We start from the raw sequence: 13,155 nt of genomic DNA on the forward strand, positions 1-13,155 counted from the left end.
CGCCAACAGGGCTGCAACATTTTCTTGCAACTCGGCGCTGGCCTTGCGTGCATGATGCGGCGCCGCTGGGAGACACACCCATGAATGCGACCGGCGCGGGTCATTACGGGGGTTGACCCGGCCTGAACTGCTTTAGCATCGCAGCCATGAAAGCTCACACTCTTTTACGCCTGCTGGCCGCCTCGCTGGCCGCCACATTGCTTGTCAGCTGCGCCGCCGCGCCCGGCAACGCGCCGCGCCCCAAACTGGTGGTGTTCCTGGTCGTCGACGGCCTGCCGCAACGCCAGGTGCTGGACTACCGGGACCAGCTCGCGCCCGACGGCTTCGCGCGCTTCCTGGACCGCGGCGCCTGGTTCGCCAACGCGCACTACGGCCATGCATTCACTGTCACCGCGGCCGGCCACGCCACCATGCTGACCGGCGCCTATCCGCAGCGCACCGGCATCATCGGCAACGACTGGCGCGACCCGCTCACGGCCGAACCGGTGTACTGCACCGGCGACACTTCGGCCACCTACATAGGCCACAAGACCAACGCGCTCGACGGAACCAGCCCGAAAAACCTCAAGGCCGAAACCGTCGGCGACGTGCTGCGCCGCGTCGACAGCCGCTCCAAGGTCATCGGCATCTCGGGCAAGGACCGCGGCGCCATCCTGCCGGCCGGCAAGACCGGCATCGCCTATATGTATATGGGCGCGACAGGGCAGTTCGCCTCCAGCACCCACTACATGGCCGCGCATCCGGCCTGGGTCGACAGCTACAACGCCGCCAAGCCGGCCGACCGCTATTTCAAGACTGAATGGAAAGCCTTGCTGCCCGAAGCCGCCTACGCTCGCTCGCTGCCCGACCAGCAGCCCTGGTACGGCCCCGCGGGCGGCGGCCTGCCGGCCATGTTCGGCGCGAAGGAAGACGCGGCGCCCGGCCCGCGCTTTTACAACTCGCTGCTGCGCGGTCCGTTTGTCGATGCCATGTCGCTGGACTTCGCGCGCGCCGCCATCGCCGGCGAGCAGCTCGGCCAGGACGACATCCCCGACATCCTCTCGGTCAGCCTCTCCGGCCACGACTACGTGAACCACGCCTTCAGCGCCGAGTCGCGCCTCTCGCATGACCATTTTCTGCAGCTGGACCGCCTGCTGCAGTCCTTCTTCCAGGACCTGGACGCGCGCATCGGCAAGGACAATTACATCGCCGTGCTCACTGCCGACCACGGCTTCATGCCCGCGCCCGAATACAACGCCAGCCAGGGCCGCGAGTCCGGTCGCATCAACGGCAGCCAGGTGCTGGGCCGCATCAATGTCGGGCTGGAAAAACGTTTCGGTGAAGGCACATGGGCCGCGGGCTTCTCGGGCTCCAGCGTGCTGCTCAACAAACAGCTCATCACGCAAAAGCGGGCCGATGCCGACGCCGTGGCCGAGGAAACCCGCGCGCTGCTGATGGCCGAGCCCGGCTTCGCCGCGGCCTATACCCGGCGCGAGCTGCTAAGCGGCAGCCGCGCCGGCGCGCCTTTCTTCGAGCAGATCCGCAAATCCTGGCACCCCGACGTGTCCGGTGAGGTGCAATATTCGCCCAAGCCCGGCTGGATGTTCGGCAATACGGTTGCCACGCACGGCTCGCCCCATCCCTATGACACCCAGGTGCCCATCCTGGTCTACGGCCCTGCCTGGGTCAAGCCCGGCCGCATCGATGCGCGCGTGGAAGTGGTGGACATCGCGCCCACGCTGTCGCGCGTGCTGCGCATCGCGCCGCCCTCATCGGCTGAAGGCAAGTTGCTGCCGCTGCCAGGTTTGTAAGAGCCGTTTTTAAAGGGCAGGGCGCTTAGCCGCTCTTTTTCACGGCGCGCTTGCGCGCTGGCGCCATGCCATCGCCCGACTGCCGTATGGCGGCGATCAATTGCGTTGTGAAGTCCAGCACCAGCGGCGCCAGCGTCTGGCCGTGCAGCGACAGCACCTGCAGCACGCGCTGGCTCAGTTGCGGCTCGGCAAAGGGCACGGCGACCAGCTGGCCCTGGCGTATCAGGTGCGCGGCCGTCAGGTAGCCCGACAGCATGATGTCGCCGCTGCGCACGCTGGGCAGTAGGGCTGACGAAAAATTGCTGACCACCGAGGTTTGGTACTCCAGGCCCTGGATGCTGGCCACCATGTCGAAGAGCTGGCGGCCCGTCATGCCCTTGGCGCTGATGCCCAGCGGGTATTTCACGACATCCGCCGCCGTCACCACGCGGGCCCGCGCCAGTGGATGCGTGGGCAGCATCAGGGCGTAGATGGGCGCGGTGGCCGCATGCCGCACCGTCACGCCTTTTTCGGGCGCCACGGTGTATTTGAGCGCCACGTCGGTCTCGCCCTGCAGCAGCAGTCGGCTCACCGCTTCGGGCGAGCCCACGCTGAGCTCGATCAGCGCCTCGGGGTGGCTGCGGCGAAAGCCGGTCATGACTTCCGGCATGAAACCCGTCGCGAAGCCCTCGGTGCAGGCCACCCGCACGCGCCGCGCGCTGAAGCCGGCCAGGCCGCGCACCTGCTCCATCACGCGTTCGGCGTCGTCGCTGCCCGCGCGCACATGGGCCATCAGGCGCTCGCCCGCGTCCGTGGGCACCATGCCGCGGGCCCTGCGCTCGAACAGCGCGCAGCCCAGCTGGTCCTCCAGCTTGCCGACCTGGCGGCTCACGGCCGAAGCCGCCACGTGCAGCTGCGCCGCGGCCTGGCTGACCGAGCCGGTGCGGGCCACCTCGAGGAAGTAGCGGATCTGCGTGCTGAAAAAAGAGGTTTTCATGCGAAGGCACCTGGCAGGTGAAAGCCGTGGTTTGCTGAAAAGGCAATGGCTTGTTGCGATATCTCTCATTGTAGTAAGCCCCGATTCTTCCTACATTTGGTTGCATGCCGCGCTCCACGCCGCGCGGTCCCTATAAAACGGTGAAACATGCTGAGATCAGATTGCCTTGATGCCGCCGCGGCCTGGTTTGACGACGGCCATTTTTTCGACGTCCTGCAAAGGCGCGTCGCGCTGCGCACCGAAAGCGACAGCGGCAAACCCAACCCCGCGCTGGCCGGCTACCTGCACGGCGAGATGACCGACTCGCTGCGCGCGCTCGGCTTTTCCTGCAGCGTCATGCCCAATCCGGTCGAGGGCGCCGGGCCATTCCTGGTCGCGCGGCGCGTGGAGGATGCGGCGCTGCCCACGGTGCTCACCTACGGCCACGGCGACGTGGTCAGCGGCCAGGAAGGGCGCTGGCGCGAAGGGCTGCAGCCCTGGGAACTGGTGCGTGAAGGCGAGCGCTGGTATGGCCGCGGCACCGCCGACAACAAGGGCCAGCACACCGTCAACCTCGGCGCGCTGGCCAGCGTGATCAAGGCGCGCGGCGGCCGCCTCGGCTACAACGCCACGCTGCTGCTCGAGATGGGCGAGGAAGCCGCCTCGCCCGGCCTGCACGCCTTTTGCGAAAGCCAGCGCGCGCAGCTCAAAGCCGACCTGCTGATCGCCTGCGACGGCCCGCGCGTGCACGCCGACAAACCCACGCTGTTCCTGGGTTCGCGCGGCGCGGTCAATTTCAGCCTGCGCCTGCGCGCGCGCGACAAGGCCTACCACTCGGGCAACTGGGGCGGCGCCTTGCTCAACCCGGCCAGCGTGCTGGCTGGCGCCGTGGCCTCGCTGGTCGATGCGCGCGGGCGCATCCAGGTCCCGGCCCTCAAGCCGCGCGTGCTGCCCCCGTCGGTGCGCCGCGCGCTGGCCGGTGTGGCCATAGGCGGCGGTGCGGACGACCCGCTGCCCGACGCCGGCTGGGGCGAGCCCGGCCTCAGCGCGGCCGAACGCCTGATGGGCTGGAACACGATCGAAGTGCTGGCGCTGGGCGCCGGCTCGCCGCAGCGTCCCGTCAACGCGATTCCTGCCGAGGCCGTGGCCCATTGCCAGCTGCGCTTTGTGGTCGGCACGCCCCACCAGGATCTCGCCGACATCCTGCGCAAGCACCTGGACCGCTACGGCTTCAACCGCGTCGAGATCGAGATCACGCTCACCGGCGCGGCCACGCGCCTGGACCTGGACCACCCCTGGGTGGGCTGGGCGCAACGCTCCATCGCGCAGAGCAGCGGCAAGCCGGTCGTCACGCTGCCCAACCTGGCCGGTTCCTTGCCAAACGACGTGTTCGCCGACCTGCTGGGCCTGCCCACGCTGTGGGTGCCGCACTCCTACCCGGCCTGCGCGCAGCACGCGCCCGACGAACACCTGCTGGCGCCCGTGGCCCGCGAAGGCCTGCGCATCATGGCCGGCCTCTACTGGGACCTGGGCGAACCCGCCGGGCTGCCCTGGCATGCCGCGCCGGCAGCCGCCTGAGTTGTTGCCTGTTGTTGTGTGTTGTGTTGTTGTTGCCACCCCCACCGGAGATGCCCATGCCTTCCGATTCATGCCGCTCGCTGCTTCACGCGGTCTTGATAGCCGCCGCCTGCTTCACCTTCGTGCTTCCGGGCCTGGCACAGGCACAGGCCTGGCCCGCCAAGCCGATACGGATGGTGGTTCCCTTTCCGCCGGGCGGCGGCACCGACGTGGCGGCCCGCATCATCGGCGAGCGGCTCAGCGCCCGCCTGGGCCAGCCCGTGATCATCGACAACAAGCCCGGCGCCGCCACGGCCATTGGCGTGGGCATGGTGATCGCGGCCGAGCCCGACGGCTACACGCTGCTGTTCTCGGGCTCCACCAGCTACACCGTCAACCCTGCCGTGCGCAGCAAGCTGGGCTACGACCCCTTCAAGCAGCTCTCGCCCATCGCCATGGTCGCGCGCACGCCGCTGGTGCTGGTGACCTCGGCCACCGGGCCCTACAAAACCCTCAAGGATGTTCTGGCCAAAGCCAAGGCCGAGCCGGGCGCCGTGACCTATGCCACCTTCGGCGCCGGCTCGGCGCCGCACCTGGCCGGCGAGATGCTGGCCAACGCCTCGGGCGTGAAGTTTTCCGCCATTCCCTATAAAGGCAGCGCCGAGGCCGACATCGGCGTGGTGCGCGCGGACGTCAGCATGGGCATAGACACCCTGGCGGCCGTGAATCCCCTGGTGCAGTCCGGCAAGTTGCGCGCCCTCGCGGTCATCAGCGAAAAGCGCTCCGCCCAGATTCCCGGCGTGCCCGCTTACGGCGAGCTGCAGCTATCGCCGGCGCTGCTGGACGGCTGGTATGCGGTCGCCGCGCCGGCTGGCATTTCACCTGCCGTGCGTGACCAGTTGTTGCACGCGCTGACGGCCATCATCGCCGAGCCCGCGGTGGGAAAGAAGCTGCAGCAGCAGTCCCTGGAGCCGGCCTTCCTGGGCCCGCAGGCGCTGCGTGATGTGATGGATTCCGAGATCACGCGCTACCGCGCAACGGTGGCACGCGCCGGCATTCGCCTCGATTGAAGCCGGGCATGGCCATCACCGCTATGGGTGCCGCGCTCCGCGGCGCAGGTCCTATAGCGCCTTGACCGGCACGCACAGCCAGCAGCTGAAGTTTCCTGTTTTCGGGTCCATCACAAAGTCTTCTTCGTACAGTTCCAGCGCCGGTTTGTTGTCCGGCTGGTAGCCGCTTTGCGGCAGCCACTCGGCGAACATGTGCGTCCAGGCTTCGTGCACCTCGTTGCCCGGCTTGCCGGTGAAGCGGCCGCAGGCATAGCGCCCGCCGCCAAAGTTTTGCACGCATATTTCGCCCTGCGGTTTGAAAGTTTCGTCCACCTCAATGCAGGCGTCGTAGCGGCACTTGTCGGCTGGCGTGATCTCGGGGTTGTCCTGGCTGATGCCGTACATCTTGGGGCGCGGGTTCATGTAGCCGTGCTGGCCGCACCAGGCGACAAAGCGCTGCCACAGCTGCGCCACTTGGTCGCCGTACGGCCCGGTGTTGCGCATATAGGCCAGGCGCATGGGGGGAAGGGTTTTGAGTTCAATGTGCATGGCAAGGGTTCTTTCGGATGAAGGTACCGGCCCGGTGGGCCAGAGGGTTCTATCTTTAAACAACGCCATGATGGAGTCTTGATTCGGCTTGTGATTGCCTTGATGAATCTTGCTAAGTTCAATCTGCCGGCGCGTCGCCCACTCGCGCCAGCCCCCGCGCCGCCAGGCCGTGGGTGTCATGCCGAAATGGGCGCGAAAGGCACGGCTGAAAACCTCGGCCGACGCAAAGCCGGTGTCGAGCGCGATTTGCAGCGCGGTCTGCGGCGTAAAAATCAGGCGCTGGGCCGCGGCCTCCAGCCGCAGCCGGCGTACGCAGTCGGCCAGGGTTTCGCCCGTCACCGCCTGAAACACGCGGTGAAAGTGCCAGGGCGAGAAGTAAGCCACGTCGGCCAGGGCTTGCAAGTCCAGCGTGCCGGCCAGGTTGGCGCTGATGTGGTCCACCACGCGGTTGATGCGGGCGATGTAGGCGCGGCGGGCTGCGGGGTCAAGGCCGGGCTCTGTCATGGCAGTTCGGCCACAAACTGTTCAGCCTGCGCCAGCATGCCGCGGCGAATGGCGGCAAACACCGGCTCGGGAAAGTCCGGCGGCAGTTGTTCGGCCATGCGCTCCAGCGCGTACGGCACTTGCAGCACCAGCGCCACCATCTGGGCGAAGGCGCCGGGCACGCCGCTTTGCCGCGCCAGCGCTTCCCAGTGGCGCGTGCGGATTTCGTGCAAATGGTAGTGCGTATTCTTGTTGCGCAAGGCCATGGCCAGTTTGGCGCGGCGCGGGCTGACCTGGTTGGGCCCATTGCCGATGATGGGCCACGCCGACAGCACGTCATACAGCGGCGTCATGCGAAAGCCGCCGCCTCGTTCCAGGAAGATAGAGAAATTCTTGGCGTGGCCGTCCGTCGCGGCCATGATCCAGAAGGCGAGCAAGGTCTTGACGAACACCAGCTTGTCAACAGCGGCCTGGCTGCTCCTGTCTAGCTGGCGCAAGATGGCCCATATGCCCGGCCCTCCGTCCGATTCATACTTCATGGCGCCGGCCACGCCAAGCGCCTGGCAAAAGTCTTCCTGCGGCAACCGCGCCAGCCAGGGCGGCCGCCCTGGCGGGATTTCAGGGGCGCGGTCAAACCGTTCTACCACCAGCACCTTGCGCTGGCCGAAAGTCGCAATGTCGCATGCCGCTACCGGCAGGCCCAGCAAATCCAGAATCCGCGCGCACAGCCATTCATTTTCGACAGAGGTGTGCATGTCGGCCCGCACATTGCCCACCAGGCCCAGCGGCAGCTTGATGATGTGCGTCGTGGGGGTAGCGCCTAGCGGCCGGCACCATTGGCCATTGTGGCGGAGCAGGGCGGTCTTCTCCTGCGCACCGGCAATCGAGATACGAAAGTCGTCTTCCTGCTGCTGGCCCAGCACCCGCCCGGCCGTGACCGCGTTATCGATGGCTTGCTCCACGCCGGCTTCGTCCAGCGGCCGTGCCTCAATGCGGTCAAAGCCCTCGGGCTCCATCCCCGGCGGCAGCAGTTGCACCGCGCCCACACAGTCGCGTCCCACGGCGGCCAGCAATTCAAATGCGGCCGTACCGCCCGTGGCGAACTTGTCACGCAGCCGCCGGCGTATGGCATCGCTGTCGGGCAGCAGGTTGTCAAAGAAGTTATGCACCACCTCGCCGCGATGCGGCAGGTTGCCGGGCATGAAAGGCAATGAAAGCGACAACTGGCGTAAAGAGGGGGACTGCAGCCACTTTTCGTCGTACTGGAAGCGATGCTCACCGTCGGCAACGGACCAGTTGCCGAGGGGCTCTCCATTGGCCCACACCGTCAGCGTGCCGGAACCTGGGCTGCTGCGGGGGCGGCGGAAGGTCACCATGGTATTTGCCCGCCTACCATTTCGGCGCATAGGGGGGCGGCTCGTCTTCCGCCACGCGATGCCGGGGAGCCTCTTCAATCACAAGGCTGCAGCCCATGGCCGAAACGATGCGCGCAATCTGGTCGTAAGCCGTGACTTCAGGCGCGGCCTCTATGCGCGCGATGCGCTTCTGGCTGACGCCCAGCATTTCACCCAGCTGGGTCTGGGTCAATTTGCGTGCCTGGCGCAGGGTTCGCAACATGGTGCGCAGCTGCTGGGGCGTGTCTACCGGATAAGTCACATTGCTCACAATACACCTCAAAAGTAGTTAATCGATAATACTCCTTTAATGTAGTTAAGTAAAATAACTCCTTTTAAGGAGTTTAGTCTCGCCTTGGCCTGCCAGTCAGCGGGCATGCTGCCCCCGCGCGAACGGCGGCGCCGGCCGCCTGCCGCCCGAGGCCAGCCGGCGCAGCAGGCGCACGCGCGCCGTCCAGGGCACGGGCCGGGGCTCCAGGCCCAGCGAGAGCTGCGCCTGCGACAGCACGTCTTCCACGCAGACGTCGTGCAGCGGCGCTATCACCAGCGGCCAGTAGAGCAGGGCGGGGCCGCGGGCCTGCATCTCGATGCGGTGCTCCAGCACGCAATGCGCGGGCGTGGCGTCCAGCACTTCAAAGCCGTGCCAGCCCTCGAATCCCGCGGGCGCCGTCAGGCGAAAGCGCACCGACTGGCCCGGCACATACGCCTCCACCGTATAACGAATCGGCCCATGGCCGCCGACCGCGCCCACAGCCAGCGGCCTGTCGAACTTCATGCGTGGCCAGGCCCGCCCCGGCCACAGCGCATCGGCCGGCGAGCCCAGTGAATCAAGCAGTGCGCCTACCCGTTCCGGGCTGGCATGCAAAAGGCGTTGATGAACGTTGACAACTTTCATACAGGGACTCCTTGGTTGAAGGTGGGGAAGGTGAAGGGGTTCAGGGCGCCACGGCCATCCAGGCGGCGTGCTCCAGCGCGGCCCGCACCTTGGGTGCGACCGCCGGCGCCGGCTGGCTGGCCCAGCGCTGCGTGAGCGACATTGCCGGCGAAAACACCAGCGCCATCCACAGGTGAAAAGGCATGGCCCGCATCTCGCCGGCCTCCATGCGCTGCTCCATCCAGGCCTTCAGCGCGCCAAACACCTGTTCATTGGCCGCGTTGATCTCGGCGCCGTCCGTCATACCGCCGCCGCGCCGCAGCGCGTGCAGCAGCCGCGCCTGCTCCGGGTGTTGCACCACCCACTGGATATAGGCGCGCAGCAGGCCCTTGACCCCGGCCTGCGCCGAGGCCTTGCCGGCAATCGGCGCCGTCAGCGCCGCGTGGAAGTCGCGCAGCGTGTGCGCATACAGCGCATCGGCCAGCAGCGCCTTGGTCGGGAAGTGGTGGTACAGGCTGCCGTTGCTCACCCCCGCCTCCTGGCGCACCATGTCCATCGAGGCGGCCGTGAAGCCCTGGGCCAGGAACACTTTGGTGGCGGCCTCCAGCAGGCGGTCACGGGTCGGGGCAGGGGCGGAAGGTGAGGCGGAGGATGGGGCGGAGGATGGGGCGGTGTCGCTCATGACTGGAGTATTACTCTAGACCGGTACTCTGTCAACCACCCCAAAAGACGTCCTCCAGGCGCCTCCAGGCCGCCAAGTAGCGCGCAACCCCCGCCCAAATTGGCGACAATGCAGCCCAGAAAGCGAGAAACCGAACATGCCCCTGCACTTTGCCGACCGCCTCAACAACGTTGAAACCTCCGCCATCCGCGAATTGTTCAAACTGCTGGGTAAGCCCGGCATCGTCAGCTTTGCCGGCGGCTTCCCCGACCCCGCCATGTTCGACGTGGCCGGCATCCAGGAAGCCAGCAACAAGGCCCTCAATGAAGAACCCGGCGGCGCCCTGCAATACGGCGCCACCGAAGGCTACGGCCCGCTGCGCGAACAGCTCAGCGCCTTCATGGCCACCAAGGGCGCCAAGGACGTCGCCCCCGAGAATCTCATCGTCACCACCGGCAGCCAGCAGGCGCTCGACCTGCTCGGCAAGACCATGATCTCCCCCGGCGACAAGGTCATCGTCGAAGGCCCCACCTTCCTGGCCACCATCCAGTGCTTCCGCCTCTACGGCGCCGAACTCATCAGCGCGCCGATAGACGCCCACGGCGTCAAGACCGACGAACTCGAACAACTGATCGCCCAGCACAAACCCAAGTTCGTCTACCTGATCCCCACCTTCGGCAACCCCAGCGGCGCACTGCTGAGCCTGGAGCGCCGCAAGAAGGTGCTGGAGATGGCCGTCAAGCACCAGACCCTCATCGTCGAGGACGACCCCTACGGCGACCTGTTTTTCGGCGAAGCGCCGCCGCCCTCGCTGCTGGCCCTCAGCCCCAGCGTGCCCGGCAGCCGCGAACTGCTCGCCCACTGCGGCTCCCTCAGCAAGGTGCTCAGCCCCGGCCTGCGCGTGGGCTGGATGGTTGCTCCCGCCGAACTGCTGGCCAAGGCCACCATGTGCAAACAGTTCAGCGACGCCCACACCAGCACTTTCGCCCAGGCCACCGCCGCCCAGTACCTCAAGGCCGGCCGCATGCCCGAAACCCTCAAGCGCGTGCGCAAGGTCTACGGCGAACGCGCCACCGCCATGGGCAATGCCCTGAAGCGCGAACTCGGCGACGCGATTGAATTCACCCAGCCGCAAGGCGGCCTGTTCTTCTGGGCCCGCCTCACCGGCGCCAACGGCAAAAGCCAGGACGCCGGTGAGTTCGCGAAGAAGGCCATCGAGCAGCTCGTGGCCTTTGTGCCCGGCGCGCCGTTCTATGCCGCCAACCCCGACCTCGCCACCTTGCGCCTGAGCTTCGCCACGGCCGATGTGGCGAAGATTGAAGAGGGTGTGGGACGGCTGGGCAAGGCCTTATAAAAAGACAGAGCGCTGCGTCTGCGCTATTCAACTGGGGGGGGGGAGCGATGTACAAAATTTTCCTTGGCTTAGGCTTGGGTTTCCTGCACGCAATGGCAGCTGCCGAGCCGCAGTGCACCTTGCGGGTATTTCAGGACAACGTCGAAATCGTTTCGTCGAAGGAGGCTGTGCCGGTTTTCAAGCTGCTTCCCGCTCCCTTTCGGGTTGAGCTGACGCCCGCTGAATGCCGTCCGGGAATCAACCTGGCCTTGAAAACTCAAATCACCTACCTGACAAAAACATCGAAGGTGTTTTCAGGTGCGGGCTACTACATGGCAGGCGCGCCAAGTTCCAGTCTTCTTGACCTGGGGGGAGCCCACAACCCGCGCTCCGATATCGATGAAGAAATAACGATGGGGACAGATGCGACCGTGTGGGCGCGAGCCGAGTACGACAAGGCCTGCCGGGATTTGAAGGGCTGCCCTACGGCGGCAAAACCGTATCAATCCGTCTGGCCCTTTGTAGACCCTGTCACCGGTGCGAATCGCAATTACGCGGAGTTCAATTACGCCCAAGGAAAGAATCCGCTGTCTACGATTGCCGGACGTAAGCTCTATGTTGTGGCCTATACCCCCTGGAAGACTTTCAAGTCCGGTCCTGAAGAATGGCGCTCTCCCAGCTTCTATCTCTTCGATGTACACCCCTTCTCGCTGGAGTTTTCGCGCTGAGTAAGGTGGTGAGGTGGTGAGGCGGGGCGCGCAAGCCAGGGACAAGACCCAGTCCCAGCTTGGTGCACTTAAAGTAAGCGCCGTGCTTCATCGATTGGTAGTTTTTTGTGCCCGTTAACCTGGATATCCACAATGCCCAAAACTCTCAAACAGCCAACGGCCTGGCTGGCGGCAACGGCGCTGGCTTTTTCCTTCTTTGCCGCTTCTCCCGCCTTCAGCCAGCCCGCCACAGCAGGCGCGCCCCCGCAGGCCGCGGCCAACCCTGAAGATGCCGCGCTGGAGCAGCAGCTGATGGCCGGCGCCAATCTGCTGCAGCTCCGCCAGCCCGACCGAGCAATTACCGACCACTTCGACAAAATCATCGCCGCCTATGAGCTGCGCTACAAGCACCAGAAAGCCAAGCCCTACACCGGCCGTTCGCAGGTGGAAAGCCTGCTGTACCTGCTGCAGGCGGCCAACGCCAAGGAAGAACCCAAGCAGGGCGCGATCATCGTGCCGCAGGTCTGGTCGGATGCCTGGTACCTCAAGGCCTATGCCTTGATTGAACTCAAACGCCCGGCCGAAGCACGCAGCGCACTCGAAGCCGCCCTGGCCCTGGCGCCCCGGAACTCCCAGTACCTGGGCGAGCTCGGCACCGTGTACCTGGGCCAACGCAACTGGCCCCAGGCTCTCAAAATCTTTGAGCAGGCCGAAACCGCCGCCAAAGAGTTTTCCCCGCCCGAGGTCAAGAACAAGGAACTGTCCCGCGCCTGGCGCGGCATCGCCTATGTTTATGTCGAACAGGGCCGCTGGGACGATGCCGAAAAGGTCTACCTGCAATGCCTGGAGCTCGACAAGAACGACAGGCGTGCCCAGAACGAATTGAACTACGTCCGCACCCAGCGCCCCACGCCGCAGCGCGCGCCCGCCGTCGTTACGCCCTGAAGCTCATGGCGCATCGACAGACACCGAAAGCAGGCCGACCGGCGGCTCGCTATGCGCGCGAAAAACTCAACCGGGGTCCAGCAAGGCCCAGGTCTTGGGGCCGACAATGCCGTCCGGCACCAAGGCCCGGGATTTCTGGAGAGCGCGCACGGCGGCCTCCGTGTACGGGCCGAAGTATCCGTCGACATCGGTCTGCAGCTTCTGCTGGAGGAGGGCGACAAACTCTCCAGTGGCATTGCGGCGCAAAGTGGGTTTTTCAGTACCGCCCACCTGCGCTGCCGGCGTCACTGCCGGAATCGGTGGGGGCTGCGCCACGGTGCCGGCGAGGATGGCGGAAACTTCCGAGCGGAACATGGTCATGTCAAACGGCGGATCTGTTTTGCGGCCAGGGGGCAAGGCATATTCCTTGTGGCCCGCGCACATGGTTGCCGGCCTCCCGACGTGCTTCAGGATGGCTGCCGCGCCCCTGCGGTAGGCATCCATCTGCACATCCGGCCAGGGGTCCGTTCTCAGCCCGGTGTTCTCGGCCTCGATGCCGATGAAGTTGGAATTGCCCTCCGTAAGGCCCTGCCAGGAGCCGGAGCCGGCATGGTTGCAGCGGCCCGCGGCAATCACGTAATAGGTACCGTCGCGGCCCAGCCCCAGTTGCGACAAGGGTCCTTGCAAATCGCTTCGGCCTTCAATCAATGTCCTCAGTGAAGGCATGTTCCCATTCTTGGGGCCAGCCGTGTGGTGGCAAAGAATACCCAGCACATCCCCCATTTCCGCGCGGCCGCGGTTTTGCCAGCCCGGAACCTCGGCGACCTTGAGTCCCGCATTCAGCAATGTGTCGGCAAGCCATGTGAGTTTGTAGGCCAT

Annotated in this window: 13 protein-coding genes; 6 read left to right on the top strand and 7 right to left on the bottom strand. The window is 65.8% G+C overall.

The features are described from left to right. The first annotated feature begins 146 nt into the window (after window positions 1–146). On the top strand, window positions 147–1,790 hold the full coding sequence (locus AC1D1F_RS13180; RefSeq protein ID WP_477676607.1) for an alkaline phosphatase family protein: 1,644 nt from the start codon (window positions 147–149) through the stop codon (window positions 1,788–1,790). 25 nt (window positions 1,791–1,815) lie between these two features. Here the strand turns inward: AC1D1F_RS13180 and AC1D1F_RS13185 are convergent, their stop codons facing one another. Continuing rightward, on the bottom strand, window positions 1,816–2,766 hold the full coding sequence (locus tag AC1D1F_RS13185; RefSeq protein ID WP_477700747.1) for a LysR family transcriptional regulator: 951 nt from the start codon (window positions 2,764–2,766) through the stop codon (window positions 1,816–1,818). A gap of 147 nt (window positions 2,767–2,913) precedes the next feature. Between AC1D1F_RS13185 and AC1D1F_RS13190 the strand changes: the two genes are divergently transcribed. Both AC1D1F_RS13190 and AC1D1F_RS13195 read left to right on the top strand, forming a co-directional pair. Beyond that, window positions 2,914–4,323, top strand: coding sequence for a M20 family metallopeptidase (locus AC1D1F_RS13190; RefSeq protein WP_477676605.1), 1,410 nt, complete (start codon window positions 2,914–2,916; stop codon window positions 4,321–4,323). A gap of 56 nt (window positions 4,324–4,379) precedes the next feature. Then, window positions 4,380–5,372 carry a Bug family tripartite tricarboxylate transporter substrate binding protein gene (locus tag AC1D1F_RS13195; RefSeq protein ID WP_477696429.1) on the top strand — a complete coding sequence of 331 codons (993 nt, stop codon included), beginning with the start codon at window positions 4,380–4,382 and terminating at the stop codon, window positions 5,370–5,372. Between the two features lie 51 nt (window positions 5,373–5,423). Here AC1D1F_RS13195 and AC1D1F_RS13200 read toward each other — a convergent pair whose 3' ends face one another. The 5 genes from AC1D1F_RS13200 to AC1D1F_RS13220 all read right to left on the bottom strand — a co-directional run bounded on the left by AC1D1F_RS13200 (window position 5,424) and on the right by AC1D1F_RS13220 (window position 9,333). Beyond that, window positions 5,424–6,404 (bottom strand): AraC family transcriptional regulator, encoded by a 981-nt coding sequence (locus tag AC1D1F_RS13200; RefSeq protein ID WP_477677993.1) that lies wholly within the window; start codon window positions 6,402–6,404, stop codon window positions 5,424–5,426. Continuing rightward, window positions 6,401–7,759, bottom strand: a complete 1,359-nt coding sequence (locus AC1D1F_RS13205) for a type II toxin-antitoxin system HipA family toxin (protein WP_477677994.1) — start codon at window positions 7,757–7,759, stop codon at window positions 6,401–6,403. The genes AC1D1F_RS13200 and AC1D1F_RS13205 overlap by 4 nt, the downstream gene beginning before the upstream one ends. 13 nt (window positions 7,760–7,772) lie before the next feature. Beyond that, window positions 7,773–8,039, bottom strand: a complete 267-nt coding sequence (locus AC1D1F_RS13210) for a helix-turn-helix domain-containing protein (protein ID WP_477696428.1) — start codon at window positions 8,037–8,039, stop codon at window positions 7,773–7,775. Between the two features lie 105 nt (window positions 8,040–8,144). After that, window positions 8,145–8,672: an SRPBCC family protein gene (locus AC1D1F_RS13215; RefSeq protein ID WP_477677996.1), complete on the bottom strand. Its 528-nt coding sequence runs from the start codon at window positions 8,670–8,672 to the stop codon at window positions 8,145–8,147. Between the two features lie 40 nt (window positions 8,673–8,712). Continuing rightward, window positions 8,713–9,333 (bottom strand): TetR/AcrR family transcriptional regulator, encoded by a 621-nt coding sequence (locus AC1D1F_RS13220; RefSeq protein WP_477677997.1) that lies wholly within the window; start codon window positions 9,331–9,333, stop codon window positions 8,713–8,715. Window positions 9,334–9,475: 142 nt separating this feature from the next. Here AC1D1F_RS13220 and AC1D1F_RS13225 point away from each other — a divergent pair, with 142 nt between their 5' ends. From AC1D1F_RS13225 to AC1D1F_RS13235, 3 genes are all read left to right on the top strand, one after another. Continuing rightward, the gene (locus AC1D1F_RS13225) at window positions 9,476–10,666 is read left to right on the top strand and encodes an aminotransferase-like domain-containing protein (protein ID WP_477678001.1); all 1,191 of its coding nucleotides are present in this window, start codon (window positions 9,476–9,478) and stop codon (window positions 10,664–10,666) included. 47 nt (window positions 10,667–10,713) lie between these two features. Next, window positions 10,714–11,373, top strand: coding sequence for a hypothetical protein (locus AC1D1F_RS13230; RefSeq protein ID WP_477696426.1), 660 nt, complete (start codon window positions 10,714–10,716; stop codon window positions 11,371–11,373). Between the two features lie 132 nt (window positions 11,374–11,505). After that, window positions 11,506–12,297 (top strand): tetratricopeptide repeat protein, encoded by a 792-nt coding sequence (locus AC1D1F_RS13235; RefSeq protein ID WP_477677999.1) that lies wholly within the window; start codon window positions 11,506–11,508, stop codon window positions 12,295–12,297. A 66-nt stretch (window positions 12,298–12,363) separates the two neighbouring features. Here the strand turns inward: AC1D1F_RS13235 and AC1D1F_RS13240 are convergent, their stop codons facing one another. Next, on the bottom strand, window positions 12,364–13,155 hold the full coding sequence (locus tag AC1D1F_RS13240) for a peptidoglycan recognition protein family protein (protein WP_477700748.1): 792 nt from the start codon (window positions 13,153–13,155) through the stop codon (window positions 12,364–12,366).

The sequence above is a fragment of the Polaromonas sp. P1_H6 genome, from assembly GCF_056405195.1.